Genomic DNA, 1,261 nt, shown 5'->3' on the forward strand with positions numbered 1-1,261 from the left:
GGGTGACCATGAGGGTGGTCATCTGGTGTTCTTCGCAGATGCGCATCAACTGCTCTTGTAAGTTCCCCCGCGTGAGCGCGTCCAAAGCGCCAAACGGCTCATCCAGCAGCAACACTTTGGGCCGCAAAGCCAGGGCACGGGCAATGGCCACCCGCTGCTTCATCCCCCCGGACAATTGGGCTGGGGGCTTATCTGCGGCATGGCGCAAACCCACCAGATCGATGTGCTCTTCTACGATCTGCTGACGCTCCGCCGGAGAATGGTTTTTAAGAACGGCATTCACCGCCAGCGCAATGTTTTGCCGAACCGTTAGCCAAGGCAAAAGCGAGTAATGCTGAAACACCACCTTGCCCTGAAAAGGAGGCGTGAGAATTTCAACCGGCACATTCAGGACCGGCACATTCAGGTAGGCACGGCCCGAGAGAATGCGGGCCAATTCTTCGCGGTTGGCTGGATCGTCACACCATTGCTGCGCTTCCATCACCGCCATCAAAGTGGCTTGTGTGGCCCTGGGGTTTTGTTCTACCCAGTCGGCGCGAATGGCCAAGTATTCTTCGGGGTGAAAGGGCCAAATCTGTTGAGTAAGAGCCGCGATGAACCCAATTCCATCCGCCACAATTCGGTAGGGCCAGGGATCCCCAGTGCTAAAAGCATCCATGGTGCCATTGCGCATCCCCTGCACCGTCTCGGCAGAGGGCACCGTCAGGAGGTCAATGTCTTGATCCGAATCCACTCCCCCGGCGGCAAGCCAGTAGCGGATCCAAAAATCTTGATTGGCATTGATTGGCATTGGGAAACGTGTAGGCAGCTTTGAACTTGCGCCCGTTGCTGGCGCTGAAATTTTTGATGTAATCCGCGGCTCCGGAGATATCCAGCCCCAAGCCCTTGCCAACGTGCATTCCGGCAATGGCAATTCCGTTCCCCTGGGTGATCAACTGACACAGAACTGCCATACGCACCGGTTGATTGTTGGTGATGGCGCCGATGTGGATCATGTGAGGCATCGGCATCTGCCACATGCCGCCGTCAATGCCTCCACCTGCCGAGCCAATAACCACATTGTCACGGGCTGCCGGCCAACTGGCCTGCTTCAACACCTCTACACCAGTCATGCCATGCTTGTCGAAAAAGCCCTTTTCCTTGGCGATGATCAGGGGGGCAGACTCCACAATCGGTATAAAGCCTAACCTGAGATTGGGGGTTTCTGGGCCGCTGGCCTGGGCAACCCAGTAGCCTGTGCTGGCCCGTGCTAAGCTGCCAC

At 57.0% G+C, this 1,261-nt stretch carries 1 protein-coding gene and 2 pseudogenes; all 3 read right to left on the reverse strand.

Annotated elements, in window-relative coordinates; genetic code table 11:
• Window positions 1–376, reverse strand: a pseudogene (locus NW846_RS11545) (ATP-binding cassette domain-containing protein); the annotation flags it as partial.
• A gap of 102 nt (window positions 377–478) precedes the next feature.
• Window positions 479–790, reverse strand: a pseudogene (locus NW846_RS11550) (ABC transporter substrate-binding protein); the annotation flags it as partial.
• A partial coding sequence (locus tag NW846_RS11555) for an ABC transporter substrate-binding protein (RefSeq protein WP_414516080.1) occupies window positions 711–1,261 on the reverse strand: 551 nt, incomplete at its 5' end. The gene NW846_RS11555 and the pseudogene NW846_RS11550, both read right to left, overlap by 80 nt.

It is taken from the genome of Synechococcus sp. W60.3, from assembly GCF_047502615.1.
Taxonomy (GTDB): Bacteria; Cyanobacteriota; Cyanobacteriia; order Thermostichales; family Thermostichaceae; genus Thermostichus.